This is a genomic window from Protofrankia sp. Cr1, from assembly GCF_963555865.1.
Classification (GTDB): domain Bacteria; phylum Actinomycetota; class Actinomycetes; order Frankiales; family Frankiaceae; genus Protofrankia.
This window is the reverse complement of record NZ_CAUVXO010000294.1, coordinates 1,078-6,598: the sequence shown is the minus strand read 5'-3', so window position 1 is coordinate 6,598 and position 5,521 is coordinate 1,078. Positions and strand designations below refer to the sequence as shown.

Annotated in this window: 6 protein-coding genes and 1 pseudogene; all 7 read right to left on the bottom strand. The window is 71.4% G+C overall.

All coding sequences use genetic code 11. The annotated features are described in order from the left end of the window. Nucleotides 1-302 (bottom strand): annotated as a pseudogene (locus tag U9980_RS19420) (hypothetical protein); the annotation flags it as partial. Next, the gene (locus U9980_RS19415) at nt 299-778 is read right to left on the bottom strand and encodes a hypothetical protein (protein WP_322769223.1); all 480 of its coding nucleotides are present in this window, start codon (nt 776-778) and stop codon (nt 299-301) included. The gene U9980_RS19415 and the pseudogene U9980_RS19420, both read right to left, overlap by 4 nt. Nucleotides 779-2,275: 1,497 nt before the next feature. Beyond that, nucleotides 2,276-2,713 (bottom strand): DUF3180 domain-containing protein, encoded by a 438-nt coding sequence (locus tag U9980_RS19410; RefSeq protein ID WP_322754987.1) that lies wholly within the window; start codon nt 2,711-2,713, stop codon nt 2,276-2,278. Beyond that, nucleotides 2,710-3,210: a 2-amino-4-hydroxy-6-hydroxymethyldihydropteridine diphosphokinase gene (folK, locus tag U9980_RS19405; protein ID WP_322769222.1), complete on the bottom strand. Its 501-nt coding sequence runs from the start codon at nt 3,208-3,210 to the stop codon at nt 2,710-2,712. The genes U9980_RS19410 and folK overlap by 4 nt, the downstream gene beginning before the upstream one ends. Next, complete coding sequence (gene folB / locus U9980_RS19400; RefSeq protein WP_322769221.1) at nt 3,207-3,629, bottom strand: dihydroneopterin aldolase; 423 nt, start codon at nt 3,627-3,629, stop codon at nt 3,207-3,209. Before folB ends, folK begins: the two co-directional genes overlap by 4 nt. After that, on the bottom strand, nt 3,626-4,582 hold the full coding sequence (gene folP, locus U9980_RS19395; protein WP_322769220.1) for a dihydropteroate synthase: 957 nt from the start codon (nt 4,580-4,582) through the stop codon (nt 3,626-3,628). Before folP ends, folB begins: the two co-directional genes overlap by 4 nt. 13 nt (nt 4,583-4,595) lie before the next feature. Beyond that, the coding region (locus U9980_RS19390; protein WP_416210326.1) for a GNAT family N-acetyltransferase at nt 4,596-5,521 on the bottom strand (926 nt) is incomplete at its 5' end.

Genomic DNA, 5,521 nt, shown 5'->3' with positions numbered 1-5,521 from the left:
GGGGTGAACGACGCCCGCAAGCTCGCCATCAGGGTCGTCGCGGTGTCCGCCTGTGCCGATGACGACCGGGCGATCAGGACATAGACCGCGTCCCCGGCCGACAGTGCCCGCATCACGTAGGTGACTCGTTGCCCCTCGCGCAGGTAGGAGCCGACCAGCTCCTGGCTCGGTGCGGCGGTCGTGTCCGTGACCTGTCCGGACCTCTCCTGGGTGAACCCAGGCTGAGTGGCGAACTCGGAGTCCTGGACGGCCTTGAGCGCCGCCCGCTGATCCGTAGCCGCGACACGCGCGACTCCGATCATCCGAGGCCCGCCCGTCGCCGTGTTCCAGATCCCGATGCTGTTCCCGCCGGAGCCTCGATGAAAAAGACGGCGGTGTTGTCTCTGCGTTGATTCCACCCCGGCGGATGAGAGAACTTCGCCCGCTGCTTCGCGTCGGTGACGGCGACCCAGTCAGCCGGTACCGTCGCGGGGGCCGTTGTGGTGCCCGGGCCAGCGGCGGGGCTTGCTGATGCCGACGGCCCCGCCGCGGCGGCCGTGCCGCTCGGCGCGGTGGCCGGCCGGGCCGCGGTGGCGGCCTTACCGGGATTGATCTTCTGCCAGACGAACCCGGCGCCACCCCCGACGGCGAAGGCGACCGCGAGAATCACCACCGCGTACAGCAGGCGCCGCAGCAGTGGCGTGCCTGCGACGGCGTTGCGGGGCTGTGCCCGGTGCGAACCGGTGTCCTCAATCGAGGATGGCGCGCTGCCATGGTCATCCCGACGTCGGCCACGCACGCGTTCGGACCGACCGCGGCCAGCCTGGTCGGGCGTGACCGAGCTCGCGGATCGCTCCGTCCTGACGGGCCGATCCGCTCGATCCGCTCGATCCGCGCCCGGACGTCGGGCGCCGGTGCCGGCAGCGTCGGCGCGTGCTCGGGTGGTACGCGGCGGGGCGACTCCCTTCGGCCGGTCGGTAGCCTCGGTAGCCTCGGTGGTCTCACGGGTCTCACGGGTCTCACGGGGGCGCCGTACACCGCCTGTACCGGCGGATCCGTCGTCCATCCCCGATTCCCGCACCGAGGCCCCCGCCGCAGCCCCCGCCGATCCCCTGGGTGGCGTCGAATCCGCGGGATGGCGTGGCATCGGCCCCGTTGACCCAGCGGATGGCTGTCCCCCGGCGCGGCCCTGGTAAGCCTGCTGCGCGGGGGGACGTCCGCCCACAGTCGTGGTATCCACATCGGGCGACGCGATCGGCGCGGCCCCGTTGCGCGGCATGTTCCCGCCACGGGCTTGCGGGTACCCCGGCCCGAAGTCCGCCGGCGGCTGTCCCGCGCCTGGGCCACCGGACCGGTAGCCCCCGGTGTCGGGTGGATAGGGCCGACCCTGGGGATGCCGGTCCCCGTGCTGGGGGTGGGACACCGCGGTCTGGTGCGGACCGGAAGTTGGCCCTGGCCCGCCAGGCCCGCCTGGCCGTGGCGGCGCGGAACGGTAGGCCGGCGCGCCGCCACGGGAACCGGGATCGACCGGTGGTGGCCCTGAGGGCGCGGCCTGTGGGGCGTATCGGGTGTTCTCACCGTAGACGTCGGTCGACGATCGACCGGCCGGCGGGTATCCGGGCGCGACCGGACCGTGACCACGGGGCGCCGCCTCGGCGCGGTAACCGGCGTCGTTGCCGGGGCCAGCCGTCCGATCATTGCGAGCGTATTCAGCCCGTGGCGCAGCGCCGTTGCCCGGGTGGGGACCAGGCGCGCGCGAGTCCGGCGCCGGATATCCGCCAGCCGGTGGGTAGGGATCCTGGGCCGGGGGCCTGTCCGGCCGCGGACGGGAACCGGCATCCCGATACGAACCAGGGTTCTGATATTGACCGGAATCCTGATATTGACCGGAGCCCTGGTACGGACCCTGGTACCGGTCCTGGTACGGCTCCTGGTTGCGGTGCGGGCCCGGGGGATAGCCGTCCCGACGGTCGGGAACCGCATGTGCCGGGGCCGCGCTTCCATCGGGGTATGCCGGCGATTCCGGCGTGCCGTCCACGGCCCCTGGTCGACGCGGATTCGCTGCATCAGACCGTCGCACGCCGTCCGCCACCGACTGACCTCCCATCGCGGTCCGCACCAACCAAACGTCCCCATCGGTGTATCACGGCGTTGCGCTCGCGTTGCGCGCGCCCAGTTGACAACCACCAGAGTAAGAGATCCCGGCCGCGAGGGTTCCAGCGCGTGTTGCGAAAGCCATCTGTCCAGCTCACAAGGCCCGGGCGCCGGTCCGCACGATTGAAGATCCGCCGACCACTTAGGATTTGGGGACTCGACAGACACGCTCAAGCAACAGCCCGCCGACGACGAGCACCGCAGCGGCTCCGATTCCCAGACCGGCGGTGATCGTATCCGTGCCAGCGGTGAGGAACTCGTCCGAGCGTGGCAGCACGTAACCGAATACCGACGCCCACGCCCCCGCCAGCGCCGCACCGGCGAGGCTGCTGGCCTTGGCCATGGCCGCCAGCCGGGCGACGGTCAGCGGCAGGATCGGCCTCGTCCCCGGCCGCCCCTGCAACCGACGCCGGGTGATCGACGCGGTCTGCGCCTCCACCAATCCGACGATCACCAGCGACAACGGTGCCGTGTGTGGGAACCGCGGCAGATTCTGATAATTGAAGATCATGAAAACGTAGGTGAGCGCACCGGCCACCACAGCCGCCGCCACCAGGTCACGCGCCCGGGTCGGCTTCACCGGCGCAGACTCCACGGCGTTCGGTGGACCCCAGAGGCATCCAGCCCGGCCACCAGATCGGCTACCCGACCATGACCGGGCAGCACCGCATCCGGATCGACGTCCAGCCATGGGACGCAGACGAACGCACGGGTATGGGCACGCGGATGTGGGATGAGGATCTCCGGATCGTCACTGACCAGCTCGCCGCAGGCGATGACGTCGACATCCAGGGAACGCGGCCCCCACTGTACCGTCCGCACCCGCGATGCAGCCTCCTCAGCCGACCGCACGGCCGCCAGCAGGGCACGCGCCGGCGCCGCGGGGACCAACACGACCGCGTTGAGATAATTGTCCTGGTCGGGTCCTCCGACGGGCGTGGTCTCGTACACCTCCGACATCGCCAGGGCGCGCAGCGCACGGACGGCGGCACGAAGCCGCGCAAGGCGGTCACCCAGGTTCGAGCCCAGCGCGAGAACCGCGGTCGGCGGCCCCGGCTGCGGTATCGGCCCGGTCACGCGGGCTGGTCCCGGGTCACGGTAACCGCGACGTCGGTGAACGGCAGTGGGATCGGCGCCGCGGGCTTGTGCACGGTCACCTGGACCCGGGCAACGCGGTGGTCGGCCAGACACGCGGTAGCCAGCCGGTGCGCAAGCGTCTCGATCAGATCCACCGGTTCGCCGGCCACGATCCCGGCCAGGGTCCGGGCCAGCGTCCCGTAGTCGACGGTGGCGGTGAGGTCGTCGGTCCTGGCCGCCGGCCGGGTATCCACCCACAGAACGGCGTCCACGATGAACTCCTGACCCAGCGCGCGTTCGGCCGGCAGGACGCCATGGCAGCCGTGGACCCGCAGGCCGGTGAGGGCGATCCGGTCCGGCGCGGCGGCCAGCGGACCGTCGGCCCCGGGCCATCCCGCTCCCGGTGGTCCACCGGTCATGCCGCACCCGCCGGTGGACGTCCGGGCCCACCCGGGTCAGAGCCGCCGGCTGCGGACCGAAGCCAGGCTGACCGGGTGCGCGCATCGCGCGGCTGCCAGGGGGCGCGGGCGCCCTGCCATGCCTGCACGACCCGGACGGCGTCCGCCGCCGCCCGCACCGCATGCACCCGTACCGCCCAGACCCCGGTGGCCGCCAGTAGCGCCGTTGTCGCCTGGGTGGCGTCGTCGCGGTCAGCTGCCGGCCGGGACCGACCGTCGGCGTCCGCGAGCAGGCTGCCGAGAAACGACTTGCGCGACGTACCGACCAGCAGGGGCTGGTCCAGCGCGGCGAAGGCGCCCATGTGCGCGAGCAGGGCCCAGTTGTGCCTGGCCTTCTTCGCGAAACCGATCCCCGGATCGATGATCACATTTTCCGGCGCGACACCGGCTGCGACTACGACTCCAAGGCGCTCACGCAGCTCGGCCACGACCTCGGACACGACGTCACCGTAGACCGCCCGCGTGGACATGTTCGCACTCGCACCCCTGGCATGCATCAATACGTAGGGAACGCCCCGCTCGGCGGCGAGCGTCAGCAAATCGCGGTCGGCCGCGCCCGACACGTCATTTATGATCGCAGCACCGGCTGCCAGCGCGGCCTCGGCGACCGTCCGGCGAGTCGTGTCCACGCTGACGGCGACCCCTGCCGCGGCCAGCTCGGTCACAACCGGCAGCACCCTGCGCAGTTCCTCGTCCGGATCGACCCGGGCCGCACCCGGTCGGGTCGACTCACCGCCGACGTCAATGATGTCGGCGCCGTCGGCGGCCATCGCCAGTCCGGCCCGGACCGCTGCAGCGGCGGTCGCATAGGTACCCCCGTCGGAGAACGAATCCGGGGTCGCGTTGATCACGCCCATCACGCGGGTCCGACCCACCGGCTCCAAGAGACTGTGACTGGCCTGCTCGGGCGTCATGGCTCCTCGATGATCAGCGTGGGGACACATCCGGACCGCCGACAGGATGATGATGTCGTCGGTAGGAGTACCGATAGACGGGTCGGAACCCGAGCGCGCCGTACAGCCGGCGGGCCGCGGCGCTGGTCTGTTCCACCTGCAGGTAGGCGCGCGACGCGCCCGCGTCGGCAGCCCAGGTGACAAGCCCGGCAAGGACGGCACGCGCCGCCCCCCTGCCGCGCGCGCCCGGTACGGTCGCCATGCTGTAGACGCCGAGCCAGTCTCCGTCGAAGACCCCGCGGCCGACCGCGACCGGCACACCGTCGGCCACACACATGGCGTATTTCGCCGCCACCGTGAGATTCGCCAACACCTTGAGGGTGCCGGTGCGCTGGTCGGCAAAGGTTGACAGGACCCGCCCGGCAACGTCGAGCCAGGTGTCGGCGATGCCATCGAACATGATCGTTTCGGCGGGCGCGACGGTGTCCAGCCGTTCGGCAAGGTCCGCCAGATCGGCGGTGCAGACATCGGTCGGACCTGTGTCGTCGAACCCGGCCGCGTCCAGCGCCTGGTGGATGCCGGCCGGCACTGACACCGGGGTGATCTGGATTGTCGGGCGAAGCCCTGCCGCGGCGTAGAAGCCGCGGACCTCGTCGAGCGCGACAGAAAGATCAGAGACGTCTCCACGAGCCCAGACCGAGTTGCCGCGCCGCGAAGAGCCAGCTGACGCCCGCAGCACCCAACCTCCGACGTGACGCTCACGCAACGGGGGCCATGCACGATGGGCAAGGCCCTCCAACTCACGGCTGAGGGCTACATCGACCTGATCGCCGACACCCGGCGCCGCCAGCGCATCACGTCCGGGGCTGCTTGCGGCAGGCTCGGCAACCCCGCCCTGCCGGCCGGCTGCCGTCCGCCGACTGCCGCCCGAAGACGGACCCGCACTGACCACACGTCTGA